The organism is Rubellimicrobium thermophilum DSM 16684, assembly GCF_000442315.1.
GTDB classification, from domain to species: domain Bacteria; phylum Pseudomonadota; class Alphaproteobacteria; order Rhodobacterales; family Rhodobacteraceae; genus Rubellimicrobium; species Rubellimicrobium thermophilum.
The window spans coordinates 85,872-107,413 of the sequence record NZ_KE557318.1; the positions used below are offsets into that span (position 1 = coordinate 85,872).

Genomic DNA, 21,542 nt, shown 5'->3' on the forward strand with positions numbered 1-21,542 from the left:
TCCGCTCTCCTGCCCCCTCCGGCTCTGCGGCCCGGTGCGGCCCGGTGCGGCCCGGTGCGGGGAAGGGGATCAGGGGAAACGGTGCTCGCGGCCCGGAAGCGGGCTGACCCCGACTTCCGCGCCGATGGCGGGACTGTGGTCCCCTTCGCTGCGCAGGACCATCGCCCCCAGGGTCGGCACATCGAGATGGATCACCGTATCGGCCCCCAGCCGCTCCACATGCCGCACCCGGCCCCGCCAGCGCGGGGCGTCCCCGGTCAGCCGCAGATGCTCCGGCCGGATGCCATAGGTGCCGCAGGGCTCGCCCACGGCCCGGCCTTCATAAAGGTTCATCTTCGGGCTGCCGATGAATCCCGCGACAAAGGGCGAGGCCGGCCGGTCATACAGCTCCATCGGGCTGCCGATCTGTTCGATCCGGCCCGCGTTCAGCACGACGATCTTGTCGGCCATGGTCATTGCCTCGACCTGGTCATGGGTGACATAGATCATCGTCGCGCCCAGCTTGCGGTGCAGGTCGGACAGCTCGATCCGCATCTGCGCCCGCAGCGCGGCATCGAGATTCGACAGCGGTTCGTCGAACAGGAACACCTTGGGATCGCGCACGATGGCCCGGCCGATGGCGACGCGCTGCCTCTGCCCGCCCGAGAGCTCCTTCGGCTTGCGGTCCAGCAGATGGCTCAGCTGCAATGCCTCGGCCGCGGCCTCGACTCGGGCGCGGATCTCGGCCTTCGGCCGTCGGGCCAGCGACAGGCCGAAGCCGATGTTCTCGCGCACCGTCAGATGGGGGTAGAGGGCATAGTTCTGGAACACCATGGCGATGCCGCGGGCCGAGGGTTCGGCATCGGTGACATCCTGGCCGGCGATCTCGATGCGGCCGGAGCTGGCATCCTCCAGCCCCGCGATCAGCCGCAGCAGGGTGGACTTGCCGCAGCCCGAAGGGCCGACGAAGACGCAGAATTCGCCCGGTTCGACGGTCAGGTCGATGCCCTTGATGACCTCGACCGCGCCGAAGGACTTCGTGAGATTGCGCAGCACGACAGAGGACATGGGCCTATCCTTTCACGCCGCCTGCGGTCATGCCGGCGACGATCTGGCGGTTGAAGAAGACGAAGACCAGAAGGGGCGGAATGGTGATGAGCAGGATGTTCATGAAGAGCAGGTTGTACTGGCTCTGGAACTGGCTCTGGAAGTTGAACAGCGTGATCTGCACCGTCACGTTCTCGCGCCCCGGCAGGTAGTAGAGCGGGTTGGTGAAGTCGTTGAAGATCGCCACCGCCTGCACGACGATCAGCGTCACGGTGACGGGTTTCAGCAGCGGCAGGATGACGCGAAAGAAGACCTGCCAGGGCCGGGCGCCGTCGATGATCGCCGCCTCGTCCAGCGACCGGGGGATGGAGGCGATGAAGCTGCGATAGAGCAGCACCGCGAAGGACAGGCCATAGGCGACCTGGATCAGGATCATGCCGTGGATCGTCTTGAACAGGCCGAGATTCTGCAGCACCCAGATCGTCGGCACCACGGCGGGGGGCACCATCAGCCCGATCAGCAGGAAGACATAGATCACCCGGTTCCAGCGCGACCGCCGTCGCTGCAGCACATAGCCGACCATGGCACCGAAGATCACCAGCAGCGTCACCGCCCCCACGGTGATCACGGTCGAGTTGAAATAGGCCAGCAGCAGCATGTAGTTGCGGGTCTGCACGACCTCGACCAGATTCTGCCAGGCGCGCCATTGCGCAGGCCAGCTGAACAGGAACAGCGCCGCTTCCTGGGGGGTCTTCACGGCCATGAGAACGATGTAGAGGAAGGGCAGGATGAAGATCACCGTCGCCACCAGAAGGGACAGGATCCCGATCAGGCGGCGGCGGGCGGCGTCGCGGCGCAGGCTCACAGGTCCACCTCCCGCTTGCTGAACCACCAGGTCATGGGCAGGACGATGGCCGCGATCAGCAGGAACAGGATCACGTTTCCGGCCGTGGACAGGCCGTAGAAGCCGGCCTGATACTGCTTGTAGATCACGCTGGCCAGCACGTCCGAGGCAAAGCCGGGCCCGCCGCGCGTGGTGGCCCAGATGATGTCGAAGCTGCGCAGCCCCCCGATCAGCGACAGGGTGACGACGGTCACCGTCGCGGGCCGCACCAGCGGCACGGTCACGCGCCAGAACTGCTGCCAGCGCGTGGCGCCGTCGATGCGCGCGGCCTCGTAATAGTCGGGCGAGATCGCGGCGAGCCCCGCGATGTAGATCAGCGTGGCCAGGCCCACGCCCTTCCAGATGTCGATCAGCGCCACGGAATAGAGCGCAAGCGCCGGATCCGACAGCCAGGCGGGCCCCTCGATCCCGATCGTGGCCAGGGCCAGGTTGATCGCCCCCCGCGTGGGATGCATCAGCGCGGCAAAGGCGATGCCGACGCCGATCGTGGACACCAGCACCGGGAAGAACACCACCGACCGCAGGAAGCCCTGGAACCAGATGCCGCTGGTCAGAAGCACGGCCAGCAGGAGCCCCAGCACCGATTTCGCCCCCGAAGTGACGACGGCATAGATCAGCGTGTTGACAAGGCCCTGCACGAGGAAGGGTTCGCGGAAGAACTGGCGGTAGTTGTCGAGGCCGATGAACTCGGCCTCGAACAGGTCCCAGCGGGTCAGGCTGAACCAGAAGCTGGCCACGGTCGGCACCAGGAACAGGGTCACGAAGACCACCGCGGCGGGCAGCACGAACCAGTAGGGATAGGGGGAAGGGCGGCGTGTGGCCATGCGGGCTCCGTCGGGCATGGGGGTGCCCCCGCCCGGCCGGAACGGGCGGGGGCGAACTGGCGGGAGGTTACCAGTTCGGCAGGCCGAGTTGACGGGCCTGCTTCTCGACGTCCTGATCGTAGAGGGCTGCGGCCGAGGCGGCATCGCGGATGCCCGAACCCACCTCGACCGTGATCTGTTCGAGCGCCGGCCCCTTGACGGGGGACAGGAACTCGAGCGCCGGGGCGGTGCGGCCGTCTTCCTCGAAATAGGGCATCATGTCGCGCACGGCCTGCGGCACATCCTCGGGCAGGTCGCAGCCCCGGATCAGATAGGGCCCCGATGCGCCGACCGCCTCCATCATGATGCGGCAGCCCTCGGGCGAGGCGACGAAGTTGAGGAAGGCCACCGCCTCTTCGGCATGCGGCGTGTCGGCCGGGACATAGAGCGCCGCCGGCATCCAGACGGTGAGGCCGTTGCGCTCGGGGTCGGTGCCGGGCTGGGCGAAGAAGCCGACATCGTCCAGATGCTCCGGATGGTTCTGCTTCAGCGTGCCGATGCCGAAGGTCAGCATCGGGTAATGCGCGCCCTCGCCGGTGGCGACCATGCGCATCCCGTCCTCGAAGAGGGCGACGCCGAAATCCCGGTTCAGATAGCCGGCCTCGAAGACCTCCTGCAGATGTTCGAAGCCGCGCAGCGCCGCGGGCGTGGTGGCGTATTTGGCGCGGTTGGCGGTGTAGTCCTCGGCGAAGGTCGGGGCCTCGGCCAGGACGTTGTAGAAATCGGCCAGCACGAAGAGCTGGCTCGTCCAGGTGTCGCCATAGGTCCTGGATCACGGGGACATGGCCGGCTTCGGCGATCTTGGCGTTGTTGGCCATGAACTCGTCCCAGGTCCGGGGGATGGACAGGCCCAGCTCCTCATAGATGGGACGGTTGTAGAAGATGCCCCCGCCCATGGCCGGGCCGAAGGGGATGCCGCGCACGGTGCCGTCCGGGGCGGTGACGACCTGCTTGAAACTGTCGAGGACATTCGCCTGCCCCTCGATGTCCGACAGGTCGAGCAGCGTCTGTTCCGGCCGCAGCGCCTGGAAGAGCGAGCCGGAATTGTAGTTGAAGATGTCGGCCATTTCGCCGGTCGCAAGGCGGGTCTTGACGATGTTGTCGCCCTCCGATCCGCCGGCGCGCTGTTCGATGTCGAAGGTGACATCGGGATGCGCCGCGCTGTAGGCGGCGGTCAGGGCCTCCATCGCGCCGACCGTTTCGGGGTTGCTGTCGATCAGGACGGTCAGCGTCACATCGGCCGCGGCCATGCCCCCGGCCAGGGTCAGGGCGGCGGCCAGGGCCGCACTCATGCGCAGGGTCTTCATCGGTGGTCTCCTCCCCGGTTGGTTCAGTTGGTCATGTCGAAGTCGAAGCTGATCCGATGCTGGCCGGAGGGCAGCGGCATCCCGCCCTCCGGGATTGCGATCGCCGCCTCGCCGATCTGCCACCCCCGCCTTGCGGGGTTGGGCATCAGCCGCCCCGTGCAGCCTTCGGGCAGGGTCACGCGATAGTGCACGCGCGGCCCCTCGATCCGCCAGGCGGCCTCGATCCGGCCATGGCGGCAGTCGTGCCACATCTCGACATGGCCGAGCGCGGGCAGGATTACCGGGTCGATCAGAACCCCATCGAAGCCCGGGCGGTCCGGATCGGGGGCGATGCCGGCCACGCTCTCGAACAGCCACTGGCAGACCGCGCCATAGGCATAATGGTTGTAGCTGTTCATCTCGGGGTCGTAGATCGTGCCGTCCTCGCCGATCGCGTCCCAGCGTTCCCAGATCGTGGTGGCGCCCCGTTCGACCTGATACAGCCAGCCCGGCACGCGGCGGTTGAGGAAGACCTTCTCGGCCAGGTCGGTCATGCCCAGCTTCGTCAGCGCCGGCAGCAGCGCGGGCGTGCCGATAAAGCCGGTGCCGATCAGGTAGCCGGCATCCTCGATTACCTTGCGGAAACAGGCGCGTCCGGCCTCGCGATGCGCCTCGGGCACCAGATCGTGCAGGAAGGCCAGCGCCCATGAGGTCTGGTCGTTATGGGCGATCCGGCCCGAGGGCGCGAAGAACTCGTGGGCAAAGGCGGCGCGGATTGCCGCGGCACGCTCGCGCAGGGCGGCGGCGTCGCTGTCATGACCGAGGATGGCGGCGATGCGCGCGGTCAGATCGTTGGCGATGGCGTGATAGAGCGTGGCCGCGCAGTCGTCGGCGATGGTGGGGCGCGGCTTGCGGTTGTCGCCCACCGGCTGGAGCCAGTCGCCGAAGGTGAAGCCATGCGCGCCCCATTCGGCGGGCGGGCGGATCACCGGCCCGTCCGAGATCGACCACAGGTAATCGAGCCATTTCCGCATGGCCGGATAGTTTTCGGCCAGCACCGCCCGGTTGCCGTAATGCAGGTAGAGCTGCCAGGGGATGATGACGATGGCATCGCCCCAGCCGGTGGAGCCGGCCCAGTCGCCGCGTCCCGCGATCGGGTGCAGGCGCGTGGGGTCGGGCGAGAAATGCGGCACCGCCCCGTTCGGGCGCTGGTCATGGCGGACATCGCGCAGATACTTGGTCAGGAAGCGCTCGCAATCGGCCAGCCAGCAGGCGGTGCCGGCAAAGACCTGGGCATCGCCCGTCCATCCGAGGCGCTCGTCGCGCTGCGGACAGTCGGTCGGCACCTCGATGAAGTTCGAGCGCTGCGACCAGATCGTGTTCAGCACGAGGCGGTTGACTGCCGGCTCGCCGCAGGTGAAGCCGCCCGCCGCGACGGGGACCGAGGTGACCGGCACCTGATGGATGGACAGCAGCCGCGCGCCGCCGGTCAGGGTGACACGGGCATAGCGGAAGCCGAAGAAGGTGAACATCGGCGCCCAGCTCTCCACCCCTTCACCCTTCAGGGTGTAGTGCTGTTCGGCCCGGGCCGAGCGGAAATTGCGGTTGTCGAAGGCTCGATCGGGGCCGAGGACCTCGGAGAACTCCACCCGCACATGGGCCCCGGCCGGGCCCTGCACCGCAATGCGGACATAGGCGGCGCAGTTCTGGCCGAAATCGAAGACCGTCGTTTCGCCATCGGGCCAGGAGGCCACCGGCGCGACCGGGTCCATCTCGCGCACGGGTTCGGTCTCGTGGGGGACCAGGCGGGCGCGGTCGAAGGAGAGGACCTCGACCCCATGGGTGTCCGCCGGGCGGATGCGGGCATCATGGTCCTCGCCGTGATAGATGCCGTTGGCGGTGACAGGGGTGAAGCCGGATCGCCAGGAGGCATCGCTGCGCAGGATCGTGCGGCCGCCGGCGACCAGCTCGGCAAAGGCGGCGATGCGGTCGCCCCAGGTGTTCTCGATGGGGTTCGAGGCCCACATCAGGCGCGACCGGTACCAGCCATCGCCCAGCCAGATCTCCAGCCGGTTCCGGCCCGGCCGCAACAGCGACGACACCTCGTAGGACTGATAGGCGATCCGGTCGTCATAGCAGGTCCAGCCCGGCGTCAGCAGGTCGTTGCCGACGCGCTGTCCGTTCAGGAAGGCGCGATAGAGCCCCTGCGCCGACAGATGCAGCACGGCCCCTTCGGGCACGCTGTCCAGATCGAAGTCGCGTGCGACAAAGCAGCCGGGTCCGCCGGTGCCCTGATCGCAGAGCGGGGCGATCATCTCGGCCGACAGGTGGTGGTGGGGTGCATCGGCTTCGGCGGCGGACGGGGTCCGCATCGGGCCGTCAAGGCTCATGAACTGTCCTCCCTCGGTGCGGCCCGGTTGCGGCGGGATTCGTGCACCGTTCTACGTAGAACATTCTACATCGCGGTTTGCGATGCAAGGTTTTTTTGCTAGCCTTCCTGGGAAAGGGGGCGACATGGCCGGGCAGGCATCCGATGGCAGGGGCAGGGTGACGATCCGCACGGTGGCGGCCGATGCCGGGGTGTCGGTTGCGGCCGTCTCCAAGGTGATGCGCAATGCCTATGGCGTCTCCGAAGCGCTGCGCCAGAAGGTCGAGGCCAGCATCGAGAAGCTCGGCTACCGCCCTTCGATCGCGGCACGGGGGATGCGCGGGCAGACCTATACCTTCGGCGTGCTGCTGGTGGATATCGAGAACCCGTTCCTGCCCTCCATCTATCACGGCATCGAGGACCGGGCCGAGGCGCAGGGCTACAAGGTCATGGGTCGGTGTGGGCCGGGCGCATGAACGGCGCGAGGCGCAGCTCATCGAACAGATGATCGATAACCGGATGGACGGGCTGATCCTGGTGGCCAGCCAGATTCCCGGCAGCGTGATGGACCGCTATGCCCGGCAGATTCCGACGGTCGTCGTCGGCCATCACGAGCCGACGGCCGAATCCTTCGACACGGTGAATTCGGATGACCGCCAGGGGGCGCGGCTGGCGGTGCGGGCGCTGTTCGATCGCGGCTACCGTGACATCGCGATGGTGGCGATGGAGTGGGATTCGCGGCATGTGGCCGATGTCTCGCCCCAGCGCGAGGCGGGCTATCTGGCGGCGATGGCCGAACTGGGCCTGTCGGACCGGGCACGCATCCTGCGCGTTCCCTCCTCGGAAAAGCCGCATACCGAACGCCTGCGCGCGATCCTCACCATGCCGGATCGGCCGCGCGCCATCTTCTGCTGGTCGGATCTCGATGCCGTGCCGCTGCGCAACCTCGCCTGGGAGCTGGGCCTGCGCGTTCCCGAGGATCTGGCGATCATCGGCTATGACAACAACCCCGTGGCGGCCTTGCCGATGATCGGGCTGGCCTCGGTGGATCAGGACGGTCCCCGGATGGGCCGCCTCGCGGCCGAGGCGCTGCTGTCGCGCATCGCCGGCCGCCGGACGGCCGAACATGTCCTCGTCTCGCCGACGCTCATCGCCCGCGGCAGCTTCTGACGGGACGGCGTGCCTACCAGCGCAGCATCCTGAACCCGGCCAGTGCGCCCAGGGCTGCCACCACCAGAATGGCTCCTCCGTACCAGGTAACGAAGAACAGCGGCGAATCCTCCGTGCAGGACAGCGCATAGCCGGCGGCTGCGGCCGCGCCGGCGGCCATCCCCGCCAGCCCTCCCGTGAGTGCCGGCCGGGTCGGGGCCCCGCGCCGCAGCAGCCCCAGCCCGACGGCCAGCGGCAGCAGTGCCAGACCGACGATCGAGACCAGGTATCGCCGCAGGGTGCTGCCGAGAACGGCAGGCAGGATCTCGGGTGCCGAGAGGCCGGCCAGACTGCCCAGAACCAGCCCCAGCGCCGCCAGGCCCACCAGGGCCAGCGGCCATGGCCGGATCTGTCCCTCCGGTCGGGACAGCCGCAGTGTCGCTGTCAGGGCGAAGATCAGAAGGATCAGCGGCAGGGCCGGTTTGGCCAGGGTGACCGGATCGAGAAGCGAGGCGCCCAGATCCGGACGCGGGCCTGCCCATGTCAGATGGACAGCGCCCGCCGCTGTCGCGCCCAGCAGCATGATCAGGGCGATCCGGACAGGCCGGAAGGGCGGTGGCGGTTCGGCGATCGCCAGGCGAAGGACGAGCCCTTCGAGCCCGCTCTCCGTCCCGTCATGCCGAGGCCGTGGGTGATGGCGGTCTGTCATGGCAGGGTCCTCTGCACCAGATCCGACAATTTGCGCAGGGCGCGATGCAGCAGCACGCGCACCGTTCCCTCTGCCAGGGCCAGCTGTTCGCCGATATCGGCGGCCTGCTGCCCGTCCAGGGCGCTTGCCCGGATGATGAAGGCCGAACGTTCGTCGATCCGGGCCAGGATGCGGTCGAGATCGAGCGGCACGCTCGGATCCGCCGGATCCTCGCAGAACAGGGATTCGTCGAGATCCTCGATAGGCAGATGGCGGGACTGCGCCTGTCTGCTGCGGCGGCGCAGGGCATCGATGATCTTGTAGCGGATCACGGCATGCAGCCAGGGCCGCAACGGCCGGTCCGGCTGCCAGCTCCGCCGCTTGAGATGGATCGCGATCAGGATTTCCTGGACGAGGTCGTCCCGATCTTCCCGTGTCAGGAGGTGGGCGCGGGCGCGCACGATTCCCTGGATGGTGGGTGTCACGGCGACCAGGAACCGCGCGAAGGCCCGTGCATCCCCGGCATTCGCGCTCCGCAGCAGGGATTCCCATGGGTCTTCCGCTTGCAGCCTGCCCTCCCGACCTTCCGACGCTGCGTCCGTCATTCCTTCTGACATGGCGGGGCGGGACGGGGAAGGACGGAACGGGTGGCCCTTGCGGGGCCCCGTGGCCGAGGCGGCCTCATGCGGGCCTCCGGCCGTCATGGGCCGGGTCGAGGCCCAGCCAGTGGTCCAGCGACCACCGTCCGCCGCCCCGCGCCACAAGGGCCAGAAGCGCTGCGCCCCACAGGGCATGCGTGGGCCAGGCGTCGGGATAGACGAAGATCTGGATCACCGCGGTCATCGTCAGCAGGCCCAGCGCCGCCAGTCGTGTGGCCAGTCCCGCGAACAGCAGCAGCGGCAGGAGATGTTCGGCGAGCGTGGCCAGAACGGCTGCCACCCCGGACGGGATCAGAGGCAGGGCATATTCATGCTCGAACAGGAACCAGGTCGTCTCACGGATGGTGAACAGGCCTTCGACCTTCGTCCGTCCCGAAAGCCAGAAGATCATCCCCACCGAAAGGCGAAGGACAAGACAGACTGCCGCCTCCGGGATGACGGCAAGCCAGCGGTTGAAGCGGCGCAGCACCGGGATCAGGATCCTCATGCAACGGTCCCTTCGACAAGGGCCCCGGCGGTCATCAGCTGCAGAAGACAGGGCCGGGGGTCATGGGCGGGGTCGGCGGCGCGGGCGGCGGCGGCGGCGGCCAGAAGGGGCTTGCCCTGTCGCAGTTCTCCGATCAGGGCGGCATCGCCGGGCCCCAGGCGGCGGACCGATATCGCAAGGGATCTCTCGCGCAGGATGAGGGCGGTTTCCGGGCCGGGCGGAATGGGACTCCGGGCCGCGCCGGGTTGATGCGCGGCCCAGATCGAGACGGCCGGATGCGCAAGTCGCAGCAGCGTGACCGAAGGATGCAGACCGAGCCGCAGGCGGCCCGGATCGGCCTCCCCCAGCCGCGCGGGATCGATCGCCGGCGCATCGGCCGCGTGAAAGGCCTGCAGGCGCGCATGCTCGATCCGGGCGACATCGGCCAGATAGGGATAGTCGGCCAGGGCAGGCAGGCCTTCGAGAAAGGCGGGAAAGGTTTCTCCCCATTCCGCGAGGACGGGCGAGGGTGGCAGGCGGCCCGCCGCGAAGAGACGCGCCAGCGCAGCAAAACAGGCGTCGCCGACCAGTTGCGCCACGACCGGGAAATGCGCCCGCAGGGCCTCTGTCAGGCTGACGGCGACGTTGTTGCGATAGACGGCAAGGCGCCGGGCGGTCTCTTCGGGGCGGCCGGCGGTCATGCCGGGCGGGGGCACGCCGTCGCGCAGGGACGCCGCGAAGGCGGCGACGAAGTCATGGTGCCGCATCATGCCGGCTGCTCCCGGCTCGTGCGGGCCGCTGGCCCCTCCGGTTGTCCGGCAGAGCGGAGAATGGCGGTCGCCCGTTCCGCCTCGGCGGCCAGGACCGGCCAGTCCGGCACGTCATTGTCCCATTCGATCAGGGTCGGCAGGGGGCCGACGCGGCGGACGACCTCGGCCAGCAGGGCCCAGACCGGATCGGCCACCGGCGAGGCATGGTTGTCGATGAGCAACGGGCCGTCGGGCAGAGACTCCTCGGCATGGCCGGCCAGATGGATTTCTTCCGCCAGGGACAGCGGAAAACCTGCCAGCATCGCATCCACATCGCGACGATGATTCGTCGCCGACACGAAGAGGTTGTTGAGATCGAGCAGCAGTCCGCAGCCCGTCCGTTCGGCCACTGCGGCCAGGAATTCCCCTTCCGGGATCGAGGACTGTTCGAACAGGACATAGGTCGCCGGATTCTCGAGGAGCATCCGCCGGCCCAGCGTCTGCTGCACCTCATCCACGTGATCGGCGACGATCCCGAGCGTCTCGGAAGTATAGGGCAGGGGCAGCAGATCGGCCAGATAGCCTCCGCCATGGCTCGACCAGGCCAGATGCTCGGAAAAGCTCTCGGGCTGATAGCGGTCGCACAGCCGGCGCAGCCGGGCGAGATGGGCACGGTCGAGCGGGTCCGGCCCGCCGATCGACAGACCGATTCCATGCAGCGACAGGGCCAGATCCTGACGAAGGGCGGCGAGCTGGGCATGCAGCAGGCCGCCCTCGCCCATGTAGGTCTCGGCATGGACCTCGATGAAGCCGATCGCGGCCGGATCCTTGCCAAGGGCAGCGCGCAGGGCGGCAAAATGCACCGGCTTGAAGCCGATACCGGCGGCCGCGGGAAGTCCGCTCATGGTCGATCGCTCCTCCTGGCGGGCCGGCCGGAACGGCCTCGGGGGTGCCTGTCCGGCCGGTATGGACCTGTGGTGGGCCTGTCCCGTTCCCTTCGTGCGGACCGGGCGGTGCTCAGGCCGGGATGTCGCGATCCAGCGGCTCGAGTGAGCCCATCCGCGGGGTGCCGTCCGGCGCCGGCGGGATCTCGATGGTCAGGCAGGTGCCGGCAGGAACCAGCATCCAGGCATTGCCCTGATAATCGACCTTGGAGGTGCCGGCACAGGTCGTTCCCGGCCCGGCAGCACAGTCGTTCTGTCCGGCGAGCGCGACCCCGTAGCATTTCTCCATCTCTTGCGCCTCCTGGGCCGCAAGAGGCGTGGCGGCCATCGCCGCCAGGGCACAGGCCAATGTCGCGCCCAAGGCGGGCATCGCGGTCATGGTGCTCATCACATGGTCCTCCTGTCGAAGGGCCTCATCGCCCCTCGATCTGTCCATTCGCAGGGCGGCGATCTGACGTAACAGCATCACGAAAAGGTGAGACGAGGGCTTTCCCGGGATCATGCCCCACGCCTGTCAGACGAGCTGCGGGCCAGGGCGGCGGGGGCCCGATCGGGACATGGACCAGCCACCCCAGCCCCGCCGCAGTGCCGAGGAACGCGCCATCGCCATCGCCGCAGGCTGGTGCTTCGCGCGCCCTCCGGACGGATCCTGCGCGGCCCATGTGCCGCTGGTCCGCACCGCCGCAGGGTCGGCGTCTGCAGGCGCGGGGCGGGGGTCGTTTTCCTCTCGCGTTGCGTCGATTGCGGCGGCGCCCTATCCCCTGCGGCGGGGAGATTGGCCGCGACGCAAGAGAGGGGCAGGGCCGATGACGACTCTGAAGACGGAGGTGCGCGCTCTCGTGGTGGGGGGCGGTGCGGTGGGGACGGCCATCGCCTATCACCTCGCGAAGGCGGGATGGGACACGATGCTGCTCGAACGGGACGAGCTGACATCGGGCTCCACCTGGCATGCGGCAGGGCTGCTGCCGCTGTTCAACATGTCCTATGCCACGACCCACATCCACAAGTATTCGGTGGAGTTCTACAAGGGTCTGAAGGACGAGACGGGCCTCGATCCGGGCTTCTTCGTCGTCGGCAACCTGCGCATGGCCCAGACGCAGGAGCGGATGGACGAATACATGCTCTATTCCGCCACGGCCGAGACGGCCGGCGTCTATCATGAATTCCTGACGCCGAAGGAGATCAAGGAGCGCTGGCCGCTGGTGCGCACCGAGGATCTGAAGGGTGCGCTGTTCCATCCGCAGGACGGCTATATCAACCCCGCCGACGTCACCCAGGCCATGGCCAAGGGCGCACGCCAGCTCGGTGCCACGATCGAACGCAAATGGCAGGTGGACGGCTATGCCTGGCGCGGCGACCACTGGGAGGTCACCGTCACCCGCATGGAGGATCGCGGCGGCAATCTCGTCCCCACCGGGGACCGGGCGACGATCCGCGCCGAACATGTCGTCACCGCCACCGGCAACCATGCCCAGCGCACCGCGCGGCTTCTGGGCATCCGGATTCCCGCCATCCCGGTCGAACACCAGTATGTCGTGACCGAGCCGGACCCGGCGCTGGTCGAATGGCGCAAGACCAATCCCCAGCACCCGGTCCTGCGCGATGCCGATGCCAAATGGTATGTGCGCGAGGAACGCGGCGGCTGGATCCTCGGCCCCTATGAGGAGGGCGCCCCGGCCCGCTTCCAGTATGGCGTGCCCGACAGCTTCCGCGCCGATCTCTTCCCGCTCGATCTCGACCGGATCGAGAAGGAATACATGTCCTTCATCCACCGCATTCCGTCCTCGGAACATGTCGGCCTGAAGGACGATTTCAACGGCCCGATCTGCTATACCCCCGACGGCAACCCGCTGGTCGGCCCGGCACCGGGGCTGCGCAACATGTGGCTGGCCGAAGGCTTCTCCTTCGGTATCACCGCCGCGGGCGGCACCGGCTACTACCTCGCCCAGATGATGACCGAGGGCGAGGCCGAGATCGACATGGCCAGCCTCGACCCCAAGCGCTTCGGCGGCTGGATGACGACCGAATACGCCTCCCGCAAGAACGAGGAGTGCTACGCCCATGTCTTCATCCTGCACCACCCGGACGAAGAGCGCGAAGCCTGCCGCCCGCTGCGCACCGCCCCCGCCTATGACCGGCAGAAGGCGATGGGCGCCCAGTTCGGCCAGGTGAACGGCTGGGAACGCCCGAACTACTATGGCCCGAAGGACGCGCCGGCGGATTACGATCACTTTGCCCGCAGCTTCCGCCGCGCCGCCTGGTGGCCCTATGCGGTTGAGGAGGCCCGGGCGATCCGCAACACGGTCGGCATCATCGATGCCAGCGCCTTCACCAAGCATCTGGTGAGCGGCCCCGGCGCCACCGCCTTCCTCGACCACTTCACCTGCAACAGGCTGCCCAATGTCGGCCGGATCAACCTGACCTATGCCCTGACCGACCACGGCACGACGCGGACCGAATACACCATCGTCCGGCTGAAGGAGAACGAATACTACCTCATCTCCGCTGGCGCCTGGACAGCCTATGACAGCGATTTCCTGCTGAAATCGGCCGAGGACTGGATGGCGCAGGGGGGCGGGCACATCGACATCCACGATGTGACCACGCAATGGGGCGTCTATGCCATGGCCGGCCCGAACTGCCGCGCCCTCTTGAAGGAGATCGTCAGGGACGCCGACCCCGACACGGTCCTGTCCAACAAGCGCTTCCCCTGGCTGTCCTACCGCGACATCGAACTGGGCATGTGCCCGGTCCGCGCCGTCCGGGTGGCCTATACCGGGGAACTGGGCTGGGAACTGCATCACCCCATCGAGATGGGCCGCTACCTCTGGGATCTGATCTGGTCCGTCGGCGAGAAGCACGGTCTGAAACCCGTGGGGGCCCGCGCCCAGAACTGGCTGCGGCAGGAAAAGAGCTACCGCGCCTTCGGCAACGAACTGGGGCGCGACGCCACGCCGCTCGAAGGCGGACTCGACCGCTTCGTGGACCTGTCCAAGGACTTCCGCGGCAAGGCGAAGATGCTCGAGACCGGCATCCGCTTCCGATGCGTGACACTGCTGATCGACGGCCCCGCCGATGCCGATCCCTGGGGCCGCGAGGGTATCTTCCTGAACGGAGAACGCGTCGGCCGGCTGACATCGGGCGGATATTCCGTCGCCTTCGGCAAGCAGATCGGCATGGGCTATGTCCGGCCCGATCTGGCCACGCCCGGCACGCGCCTGCAGGTCCGCATGTTCCGCGAGCTCTGGAACGCCGAGGTGACGCCCGACAGCCCCTATGATCCGGAGAACGCACGCATCCGCGCCGATGGCTGATCCGGTGCGGAACGGGGCCGCCCCGGCGGCCCCGTTGATCCGCCATTGAGGAACGGCATGCGACAAGAGGCCCGAAGGAACGGAGCCCCGGCATGAGACCCCTTGCCCTTCTTGCCCTTGCCGCGCTGCCGCTGCTGCCTGGCTGCCTGATCGTCATCCCCGTCCCGGCCGGCATCCCTGCCGCGGCCTCGCGCGCGGCAACGCCCGATCCCGCCCCGATGGCGCTGGATGCCGCGGGACAGGCGCTGAACGATCTGCGCATGGCCAGGGGACTGTCCCCCCTGCGGCCCGATTCGCGCCTGACCGCCGCCGCCCGGTCGCATGCCGCCTTCCTCGCCACCGGGGCGGGGCTGACCCACAGGGGCGCCGACGGCTCGCGCCCCGCCACCCGTGCCGCCGCCGCCGGCTGCCGGACTCCTTACATCGGCGAGAACATCGCCAGCGGCCAGCGCAGCCTTCAGCAGGTGCTGGAAGGATGGATGACCTCGCCCGGCCATCGCGCCAATATCCTCAACCCCCGTTTCGGGCGCTTCGGACTGGGGCAGAACGGGACGAGCTGGGTCCTGCTGCTGGCCGATGCCTGCTGATCCGCGCCGATTCGCCGATCCGGCTGATGGGATCTGATGGGATCCGATCCGTGGCAATCCACGATCCCCACGATCCGCACTGATTCGGCGCCGGCCCGACCCCTCGGACGGGCGTTGCGCGGATGGCCCTTGCAGCGCGCGGTGCCATAACCTGCCGTTAACCCTTGGGGGGCATCCTGGGCGCATCGCAAGACCCCTGCCCAGGAAGGATGCCATGCCGCCCAGACGTTCTCTCCTCACCTTGCCCCGTCGCCCGGATGCCTGGGGGGCAGCCCCGCGCCCGGACCGGCTGTCCGCGCGCCGGCAGACGACGCATCTTCTGCAGGTGGGAGACAGAACCGTGACGGTGATCCGCCGTCCGGCACGCCTTTCGCCACGCCTTCGGCCTGTCCGGCTTTCCGGCCGCTTCCCCATCGCCGTCCCGGTTCCGCGGGCGGCGAAGGCCGTCCGGCCCTGCGGCCGGTCAGAGCTGCGCCTGCGCGCCCAGGATGCGGTCGAGCTCGCGCCGGCGCGTCGTGCCGGATGCGGCCAGCTCGGCATCCGAAAGCCGGCTCAGCGCCTCGATCGCGGCGATCCGGGGGTGCCGGAGCAGCGCCCGGGCGAGACCAGCGCCCAGATGCCGCAGCAGGCGGATGGGCCGGGGGGAAGGGGACAGCGGCAGATCGGTCATGGCAGGCTCCGCAGGCAGGATGGGGATCGGCTGATCCCCGCCTGCCGATATGGCGCGCTGCGATGCAGCGAAGAAGCGCCCGTCCTGCAAGGCTGCTTTTCCGGCCGTGCAAGGCCCCTTGCCGGCATGGCCGGAGGGCGCCGGCCGCGCGGCACGAGGCGGGGGCAGGAGGCCACCCTTGCCGCGGGGTCCGGGGCGCACCACTCTCTGCCCATGTCCGATCTGCCCATGTCCGATCCTCGCCTGACCCCGCTTGCCGCCGCGCTGCCCGCGACCGTCCCCTTCGTCGGACCCGAGGCGATCGAACGACAGCGGCACCTGACCTTCACGGCCCGCCTCGGCGCCAACGAGAACGGCTTCGGCCCCTCTCCGCGGGCTGTCGCGGCGATGGAACGGGCCGCCCGCGAGGTCTGGATGTATGGCGATCCGGAGATGCATGACCTGCGCGCCGCCCTCGCCGCCCGCCATGGCTGCGACCCCGCCCATGTGATGCCGGGCGAAGGGATCGACGGCCTGCTCGGGCTTCTGGTCCGCCTGACGGTCGAGCCGGGAAGCCCCGTCGTCACCAGCCGCGGGAGCTATCCGACCTTCGCCTTTCATGTCGCGGGCTTCGGGGGGCGCCTTCTGACTGCGCCCTATCGCGACGACCGCCCGGATCTCGACGCCTTGGCCGCCCTTGCGCGCGAAAGCGGTGCCTGCCTCGTCTATCTGGCCAATCCCGACAATCCCTCGGGCGCCTGGCATGCGGCAAAGACCGTGCAGCGCCTGCTCGACGATCTCCCGCGCGAGACGCTTCTCGTCCTCGACGAGGCCTATGCCGAATTCGCGCCCGAAGGCACCCTGCCGGATTGCGACCCCGCCGATCCGCGGCTGATCCGGCTGCGCAGCTTCTCCAAGGCGCATGGGCTGGCCGGTCTGCGCGTGGGCTATGCCCTCGGTCCGGCGGGGCTGATCGCCGCCTTCGACCGGGTGCGCAACCATTTCGGGCTCGGGCGGCTGGCCCAGGCCGGGGCGCTGGCCGCGCTGGAGGATGACGCCTGGGTGACGCAGACGGTGGAGCGGGTGGCCGCCGCGCGCGACCGCATCGCCCGCCTCGCGCACGCCGAGGGGCTGGTCCCTCTGCCCTCGGCGACGAATTTCGTCACCATCGACTGCGGCCGCGACGGCCCCTTTGCCCGCGCCGTGCTGGAGGGGCTTTTGCGCCGGGGGATCTTCGTGCGGATGCCGGGCGCGGCGCCCCTCGACCGCTGCATCCGCGTCTCTGCCGGCCCCGACGAGGCGCTCGCGGCCTTCGCGGCAGCCCTGCCGGCTGCGCTGGCCGAGGCAAGGGAGGGCGCTGGATGCTAGCCCGGCCCCGCCAGCACACGCGCTGCCGCGGCCACGCCGCCGGCATCATGGGGGATGCCCAGCGCCGCCAGTCCCGCCTCGATCGCGCCCAGCACGCCCAGCACCATATGCGCATTGACATGCCCCATATGGCCGATGCGGAAGAAGGCATCCGCCGGCTCGCGCCCCAGCCCGATGCCCAGCGTCACCCCCGCCTCGCCTTCGACCCAGGCCCGCAGCGCATCCGCCTGCCCGGGGCCGAGCGCGAGGGCCGTGACGGCATGGGACCGCGCGGCCGGATCGGGCACCGTCAGGCGCATCGGCGGCCCCCAGGTCTCGACCGCGGCCCAGACTGCCCGGGCAAGCCGGGCATGCCGCGCCCAGACGGCTTCGAGCCCCTCCTCCTCGATCATCGCCAGCGCCGCATCCAGCGCCCAGATCCCATGCGTGGGTGCCGTGCCGCCCCAGCGTTGCCAGAATCCGCCTGCCGGGCGCGCACGGGGACGCCAGTCCCAGTAGGGCGTGACGCGATCCGCCTGCTGGCGCGCCGCATCCGCGCGGGCGTTGAACCAGACGAAGCCGAGGCCCGGCGGCCCCATCAACCCCTTCTGCGAGGCGGCCAGCGTCACATCGGCCCCCCAGGCGTCCATCTCGAAGCGGTCGCAGCCGAGCGAGGCGATGCAGTCCGCGATCAGCAGGGCGGGATGCCCGGCCGCATCGATGGCCGCGCGCAGGGGGGCGATGGCGCTGCGGACCGAGGTAGCGGTATCCACATGGACGGCCAGAACGGCGCGGATGCGCCCCTCGCGGTCCGCCCGCAACGCCGCCTCCACGCGTTGGCATCGATGGGGCTGCCGGCGTCATGGTTCAGGATGACGGCCTCGGCCCCCAGGGCCTCTGCCCATCCCGCCCAGGCGCGGCCGAAATGGCCCGTCACCGGGACCAGAACCCTGTCATCCCTGCGCAGCAGATTGCAGAGCGCGGCCTCCCAGACGGCATGGCCGTTGCCGATGTAGATCGCGACATCGGCATCGGTCCGCGCCACCGCCTTGAGGCGGGGGACAAGCCCCTCGCCCAGCGCGACGATTTCGCCCCCGTAGATGTCGGGCGAGGTGCGGTGCATGGCGCGCAGCACGCGCTCGGGCACGACCGAGGGACCGGGAATGGCGCGGTAGGGAACGCCGGGCATGGGATGGGCTCCGTGAAGGGCCGGGCGACCCTAGCGGTCTGGCCGGCCGATGCAACTGCCTTGCCCAGAGGGGGGACAGGGCCTAAATCGGGCTGCGCTTCCGTCCAGAGGGATACCCGTGCCGTGACCCTTCTCTCACGTCTGTGGGGGCGCCATGCCGCCTCGAAGCGGTCCGGCTGGGACATCGCCGATCCCCGGAGCCGCCGCCTGGCCTGGCTGCATTATCATCTGGCCGATCACGGCCTGCTGCGCCGGCACTGGTCCAACATGGATCAGGTGGCCCCGGGCGTCTGGCGATCCAATCAGCCGACCCATGCCCGTTTCGTTGCGCTGAAGGCGATGGGCTTTCGCTCGGTGCTCAATCTGCGCGGGCCGGGCCGCACACCCGCCTTCCTCTTCGCCTGCGAAAGCTGCGAGGCCCTGGGGCTGAAGCTGGTCGCGGTTGCGCTCCAGGCCCGCCGTGCCCCCCGGCGCGAACAGGTCCTTGCCCTGTTCGAGGCCTTCCGCACCCTGGAGCGGCCCTTCCTGATGCATTGCAAGTCTGGCGCGGACCGGACGGGGTTTGCCTCCGCGCTCTATCTTCTGGCCCATGAGGGGGCCACCCTGACCGAGGCGCGGCGGCATCTTTCCTTCCGCTATCTCCACATCCGCGGCTCGCGCACCGGGATTCTCGACCATGTCCTCGATCTCTACGAAGCCCGCCTGGCCCGGGGGGCGATCGGTATCGAGGAGTGGTTCGCCACCGAATACGACAGCCACGCGGCTGAAGCAGGATTCCGGCGATGACGGTCCCGGCTTCTGGGGGTGCCACGCCATCGCCTCGCCGCCTCTCCGCCTGGCTCTGGCGCGGCTATCTGGCGCCCGAATGGCGGATGATCGTGCTGGCGCTCCTGCTGATGGCGGTCGAAGGGGCCACCCTGGGCGGTCTGGCCGCGATGATGGAACCGATGTTCGATCGCGTCTTCCGTGGGGGGGGAACGAGGCGGCACTGCTGACCGTGGCGCTGGCGGTGGGGGGCATCTTTACCCTGCGCGCCCTTGCCTCGGCCGGACAGAAGGTGGCCCTTGCACGGGCGACAGAGCGCTCCTCCGCACGGTTGCGCAGCGATCTGCTGGACCATCTGATGCGGCTCGACGGCGCCTTCCATCAGCGCCATCCGCCCGGCGCCCTCATCGAGCGCGTCCATGGCGATGTGGCGGCCGTGGGGCAGGTCTGGACATCGGTCCTCACAGGGCTTGGACGCGATGGGGTGGCGCTGGTCTCGCTCCTGGCGGTGGTGCTGGCGGTGGACTGGCGCTGGACGCTGGTAGCGCTGGTGGGTGTGCCCCTTCTTGTGCTGCCTGCATTGCTGGCGCAGCGGCTCGTGCAGCGCCGGGCCGCCGCTGCCCGCGAACTCGCCGCACGGATGTCCACGCGCCTCGACGAGGTGTTCCACGGCCTGGCCGTCGTCAAGCTCAACGGTCTCGAGGCCTATCAGTCGCGCCGCTATCGTGATCTCCAGGGGGCGCGGGTGCGCGCCGAAGTGAAGGGCGCCGCCGCGCGGGCGGTGATCCCGTCCCTGGTGGACCTGATGAGCGGGATCGGCTTCATCGCCGTCCTGCTGCTGGGCGGGGTGCAGATCGTGGAGGGCGACCGGACTCTGGGCGAATTCATGGCCTTCTTTACCGCGATGGGCCTGGCCTTCGAGCCGCTGCGCCGCATCGCCGCCCTGTCGGGCAGCTGGAGTCAGGCCCGCGCGAGCCTTGTGCGCCTGCGGGCCCTGCTGGACGAACGCCCCTCGGTCGTCGCGCCGGCGCAGCCGCGCAGGCCGCCCGAAGGCCCGCCCGCGATCGTCTTCCGCGATGTCCACCTGTCCTATGGCGGCCTGCCGGCTCTCGACGGGTTGAGCTTTGTCGCCCCGGCCGGCAAGACAACGGCCCTGGTGGGGGCCTCGGGCGCGGGCAAGAGCACCGTCTTCGGCGTGCTGACCCGCCTCGTGGATCCGCAATCGGGCGAGGCGACGGTGGGCGGGGTGCCGGTGACCGCCATGGATCCGGCCGAGCTGCGGCGCCTGTTCAGCGTGGTCACGCAGGAAACCCCCCTCTTCGACGAGACGATCCGCGAGAACGTCCTGCTGGGGCGGCGGGATCTGGACGAGACGCGTCTGCAGGCCGCCATCGCGGCCGCCCATGTGGACGAGTTCGCGGCCCATCTGCCGCTCGGGCTCGACAGTCCCGCGGGGCCGCGGGGTTCGGCCCTGTCGGGCGGACAGCGCCAGAGGGTCGCCATAGCCCGCGCATTGCTGCGCGATTCGCCGGTGCTGCTGCTCGACGAGGCGACGAGCGCGCTCGACGCCCGCTCCGAGGTGATCGTGCAGACCGCGCTCCAGCGTCTTGCCCGGGGGCGCACGACGCTGGTGATCGCGCATCGGCTTGCCACGGTGCAGGCAGCGGACCGGATCGTGGTCATGGACCGCGGTCGCGCCGTGGATCAGGGCACGCATGAGGAGCTGCTGGCCCGCGGCGGTCTTTATGCCGATCTGCACCGACTCCAGTTCCAGCCGGCAGCGACGCCGGAAATCGGCCGTTCCCGGACGGCCCGGCATGGATGAGAAGGGGGGGAAGGGCGATGGGCCGGACGGTGCTGGAAATCGCCGGGGCGGATCGCGAAGCGTTCCTGCAGGCTCTGGTCAGCAATGACGTGCGGCGCGCGCACAAGGGCCTTGTCTACGCGGCGCTGCTGACCCCGCAGGGCAAGTATCTGGCCGATTTCCTGCTGCATGAGGCAGGGGGACGTCTGCTGCTCGATGTCGATGCGGCCCTCGCCGGGCTGCTGGTCCAGCGGCTCTCGCTCTACCGGCTGCGCTCGGATGTGCAGATCGGCCTGACGGCGCTCCGGGTCCGCCGCGGCACGGGACCTGTTCCCCCCGGCGGGCTGGCCGATCCGCGCCATCCGGCACTGGGCTGGCGGCTCTATGACGAGGAGGGGGGCGATGACGGGACCGACTGGGACGCAATCCGCGTCGCCCATGTCATCCCCGAAAGCGGGATCGAACTGACCCCGGAGACCTACATCCTCGAGGCGGGATTCGAGCGATTGCACGGAGTGGATTTCCGCAAGGGCTGTTACGTGGGGCAGGAGGTCACGGCACGGATGAAGCACAAGACCGTGCTGAGAAAGGGCCTGACCCGCGTTCTGGTGGAGGGGGAGGCCCCTGTCGGCACGCCGGTCCTGACGGCGGACGGGCGCGAGGCCGGCACGCTCTTCACCCAGTCGGGCGGCCGGGGCATCGCCTATCTGCGCTTTGACCGGGCAGAGCCGGACATGGCGGCAGGCACGGCCCGCGTCTCGCCCGACCCGTCCTGGACGGGGTGA

At 69.2% G+C, this 21,542-nt stretch carries 21 protein-coding genes and 2 pseudogenes; 9 read left to right on the plus strand and 14 right to left on the minus strand.

Annotated features, from left to right (window positions below):
• Positions 1–69 precede the first annotated feature (69 nt).
• The 6 genes and pseudogenes from RUTHE_RS00395 to RUTHE_RS00415 all read right to left on the minus strand — a co-directional run bounded on the left by RUTHE_RS00395 (position 70) and on the right by RUTHE_RS00415 (position 6,469).
• Positions 70–1,047, minus strand: a complete 978-nt coding sequence (locus tag RUTHE_RS00395; protein ID WP_021096230.1) for an ABC transporter ATP-binding protein — start codon at positions 1,045–1,047, stop codon at positions 70–72.
• Between the two features lie 4 nt (positions 1,048–1,051).
• Positions 1,052–1,891, minus strand: coding sequence for a carbohydrate ABC transporter permease (locus RUTHE_RS00400; RefSeq protein WP_021096231.1), 840 nt, complete (start codon positions 1,889–1,891; stop codon positions 1,052–1,054).
• Complete coding sequence (locus RUTHE_RS00405; protein WP_021096232.1) at positions 1,888–2,754, minus strand: carbohydrate ABC transporter permease; 867 nt, start codon at positions 2,752–2,754, stop codon at positions 1,888–1,890. The genes RUTHE_RS00400 and RUTHE_RS00405 overlap by 4 nt, the downstream gene beginning before the upstream one ends.
• Before the next feature lie 67 nt (positions 2,755–2,821).
• Complete coding sequence (locus RUTHE_RS17230; protein ID WP_021096233.1) at positions 2,822–3,526, minus strand: extracellular solute-binding protein; 705 nt, start codon at positions 3,524–3,526, stop codon at positions 2,822–2,824.
• 103 nt (positions 3,527–3,629) lie between these two features.
• A pseudogene (locus RUTHE_RS17235) lies at positions 3,630–4,100 on the minus strand (extracellular solute-binding protein); the annotation flags it as partial.
• A 23-nt stretch (positions 4,101–4,123) separates the two neighbouring features.
• Complete coding sequence (locus RUTHE_RS00415) at positions 4,124–6,469, minus strand: alpha-L-rhamnosidase (protein ID WP_021096235.1); 2,346 nt, start codon at positions 6,467–6,469, stop codon at positions 4,124–4,126.
• 157 nt (positions 6,470–6,626) lie between these two features.
• On the opposite strand from RUTHE_RS00415, the gene RUTHE_RS16905 reads away from it, so the two are divergent.
• Positions 6,627–6,923, plus strand: coding sequence for a LacI family DNA-binding transcriptional regulator (locus RUTHE_RS16905; protein ID WP_211217708.1), 297 nt, complete (start codon positions 6,627–6,629; stop codon positions 6,921–6,923).
• A gap of 28 nt (positions 6,924–6,951) precedes the next feature.
• A complete protein-coding gene (locus tag RUTHE_RS00420; protein WP_211217709.1) occupies positions 6,952–7,617 on the plus strand; it encodes a LacI family DNA-binding transcriptional regulator in 666 nt (221 codons plus the stop codon).
• Between the two features lie 13 nt (positions 7,618–7,630).
• Here RUTHE_RS00420 and RUTHE_RS00425 read toward each other — a convergent pair whose 3' ends face one another.
• From RUTHE_RS00425 to RUTHE_RS00450, 6 genes are all read right to left on the minus strand, one after another.
• Positions 7,631–8,305, minus strand: a complete 675-nt coding sequence (locus RUTHE_RS00425; RefSeq protein ID WP_021096238.1) for an NrsF family protein — start codon at positions 8,303–8,305, stop codon at positions 7,631–7,633.
• Entirely contained in the window at positions 8,302–9,078 is a 777-nt protein-coding gene (locus RUTHE_RS16590; protein ID WP_084464956.1) for a sigma-70 family RNA polymerase sigma factor, read from the minus strand. The genes RUTHE_RS00425 and RUTHE_RS16590 overlap by 4 nt, the downstream gene beginning before the upstream one ends.
• Positions 8,966–9,430 carry a DoxX family protein gene (locus RUTHE_RS00435; RefSeq protein WP_021096240.1) on the minus strand — a complete coding sequence of 155 codons (465 nt, stop codon included), beginning with the start codon at positions 9,428–9,430 and terminating at the stop codon, positions 8,966–8,968. Before RUTHE_RS00435 ends, RUTHE_RS16590 begins: the two co-directional genes overlap by 113 nt.
• Entirely contained in the window at positions 9,427–10,179 is a 753-nt protein-coding gene (locus tag RUTHE_RS00440; protein ID WP_021096241.1) for an HvfC/BufC N-terminal domain-containing protein, read from the minus strand. Before RUTHE_RS00440 ends, RUTHE_RS00435 begins: the two co-directional genes overlap by 4 nt.
• Positions 10,176–11,063 carry an MNIO family bufferin maturase gene (bufB, locus tag RUTHE_RS00445; protein ID WP_021096242.1) on the minus strand — a complete coding sequence of 296 codons (888 nt, stop codon included), beginning with the start codon at positions 11,061–11,063 and terminating at the stop codon, positions 10,176–10,178. The genes RUTHE_RS00440 and bufB overlap by 4 nt, the downstream gene beginning before the upstream one ends.
• 112 nt (positions 11,064–11,175) lie before the next feature.
• Complete coding sequence (locus RUTHE_RS00450) at positions 11,176–11,490, minus strand: BufA1 family periplasmic bufferin-type metallophore (protein ID WP_021096243.1); 315 nt, start codon at positions 11,488–11,490, stop codon at positions 11,176–11,178.
• Positions 11,491–11,917: 427 nt separating this feature from the next.
• Here RUTHE_RS00450 and RUTHE_RS00455 point away from each other — a divergent pair, with 427 nt between their 5' ends.
• Complete coding sequence (locus tag RUTHE_RS00455) at positions 11,918–14,416, plus strand: GcvT family protein (RefSeq protein WP_040644861.1); 2,499 nt, start codon at positions 11,918–11,920, stop codon at positions 14,414–14,416.
• A gap of 92 nt (positions 14,417–14,508) precedes the next feature.
• The gene (locus RUTHE_RS00460; protein WP_021096245.1) at positions 14,509–15,003 is read left to right on the plus strand and encodes a CAP domain-containing protein; all 495 of its coding nucleotides are present in this window, start codon (positions 14,509–14,511) and stop codon (positions 15,001–15,003) included.
• A gap of 463 nt (positions 15,004–15,466) precedes the next feature.
• On the opposite strand, the gene RUTHE_RS00465 is transcribed toward RUTHE_RS00460, so the two are convergent.
• The gene (locus tag RUTHE_RS00465) at positions 15,467–15,673 is read right to left on the minus strand and encodes a hypothetical protein (protein WP_021096246.1); all 207 of its coding nucleotides are present in this window, start codon (positions 15,671–15,673) and stop codon (positions 15,467–15,469) included.
• Positions 15,674–15,901: 228 nt separating this feature from the next.
• Here RUTHE_RS00465 and RUTHE_RS00470 point away from each other — a divergent pair, with 228 nt between their 5' ends.
• Positions 15,902–17,020 (plus strand): pyridoxal phosphate-dependent aminotransferase, encoded by a 1,119-nt coding sequence (locus tag RUTHE_RS00470; RefSeq protein WP_040644865.1) that lies wholly within the window; start codon positions 15,902–15,904, stop codon positions 17,018–17,020.
• On the opposite strand, the pseudogene RUTHE_RS00475 reads toward RUTHE_RS00470, so the two are convergent.
• Positions 17,017–18,188, minus strand: a pseudogene (locus RUTHE_RS00475) (pyridoxal-phosphate-dependent aminotransferase family protein). The gene RUTHE_RS00470 and the pseudogene RUTHE_RS00475 sit on opposite strands and share 4 nt — an antisense overlap.
• Positions 18,189–18,311: 123 nt before the next feature.
• Between RUTHE_RS00475 and RUTHE_RS00480 the strand changes: the two are divergent.
• The 4 genes from RUTHE_RS00480 to ygfZ are packed head-to-tail and all read left to right on the plus strand — an operon-like array spanning position 18,312 to position 21,542.
• Positions 18,312–18,974, plus strand: coding sequence for a fused DSP-PTPase phosphatase/NAD kinase-like protein (locus RUTHE_RS00480; protein ID WP_051150345.1), 663 nt, complete (start codon positions 18,312–18,314; stop codon positions 18,972–18,974).
• On the plus strand, positions 18,971–19,183 hold the full coding sequence (locus tag RUTHE_RS18115) for a hypothetical protein (protein ID WP_021096250.1): 213 nt from the start codon (positions 18,971–18,973) through the stop codon (positions 19,181–19,183). Before RUTHE_RS00480 ends, RUTHE_RS18115 begins: the two co-directional genes overlap by 4 nt.
• A gap of 2 nt (positions 19,184–19,185) precedes the next feature.
• Positions 19,186–20,778, plus strand: a complete 1,593-nt coding sequence (locus tag RUTHE_RS00485; RefSeq protein WP_021096251.1) for an ABC transporter ATP-binding protein — start codon at positions 19,186–19,188, stop codon at positions 20,776–20,778.
• A 17-nt stretch (positions 20,779–20,795) separates the two neighbouring features.
• Complete coding sequence (ygfZ, locus tag RUTHE_RS00490) at positions 20,796–21,542, plus strand: CAF17-like 4Fe-4S cluster assembly/insertion protein YgfZ (protein WP_021096252.1); 747 nt, start codon at positions 20,796–20,798, stop codon at positions 21,540–21,542.